Genomic DNA, 916 nt, shown 5'->3' with positions numbered 1-916 from the left:
AAGCCGGCCGCGGCAGTGACAGTGAGAGCCTGCCCCTTGTCCATGGGGAGCCTCCAGCCGGTGTAGATGAGCCCCATATTGGTATTCTGCCGGTTGGTGGCCTGGTATTCCCTGCTGATGTTTTTGCCGGAGGTGTAGCCGTAGGCAACACCTCCCAGCCAATGTTGGCCGAGCCTGTAGTCTCCCCCCACGGCAAAGCCCCCGCCCTGGTAGTCGAACCCTTCAATGCCGCCCTTGGTTCTCTGCATCTGGAAATCTCCCAGTCCGCTGGTCCAGACATTGCTCTTGAGGGGTGAGAGGAAGCGCGCCGTATCCAGGTGTTCCAGTCCCGTACCGGTGAAGGAACGCAGGGAGGCTGCGGAGGAAAGCATGGAGTTGGCGATGTTGCTGCCCTGGAGCTCCGCAATGACGCCTTCTTCAACGATATTGCCGGTGGTAAAGACAAGGGCGCCTTCGTCGTTGAGCTCCCAGTTCATTTCCAGAACGAGGTTCATGCCCTGGTCATTCCACATGGAGACCCTGTGGTCTCCGGTTTCTTGAAGAATGCCTCCGAAAGAGTCCGCCGTGATGGTCAGGACGGTTTCTCCCGGGGTCACAGCGGAAGAAGGTGCATAGACATTTACCTGGTTGGCGGAGGCGGAGCCTGCGGCGGTGATGGAGGCGGGCTCTCCGCTCAGGGTGAGATCAAGCGTCAGGGTTTTCAGGGAAACATTGCCGGAAGCGGAGAGGGAGGTTTGGCGTCCCATGGTCAGCGTTCCGCCTTCCTGGACGTAGTTGACCAGTTGCAGAGCGGCCCTCTGGTCCAGGCGGACAGTGCCGTTGTACTGGAAGGCGTCCCCGGTGAGGGTGGAGGTGTAATTGGCGGCATTGTCCGAGTCTGCATAATCCCTGCCGGAGAAGAGGATTTCCCCCTGGC

The 916-nt window shown here is 59.9% G+C and carries 1 protein-coding gene; it reads right to left on the bottom strand.

What is annotated here, in order from left to right; all coding sequences use genetic code 11:
• On the bottom strand, positions 1–916 hold a 916-nt coding region (locus HMPREF3039_RS08220; RefSeq protein ID WP_156473610.1), incomplete at both ends, for an autotransporter outer membrane beta-barrel domain-containing protein.

This window comes from Akkermansia sp. KLE1798 (assembly GCF_001580195.1).
GTDB classification, from domain to species: Bacteria; Verrucomicrobiota; Verrucomicrobiia; order Verrucomicrobiales; family Akkermansiaceae; genus Akkermansia; species Akkermansia biwaensis.
Note: the sequence above shows the minus strand (reverse complement) of the source record. Positions and strands in the feature narration are given on the sequence as shown.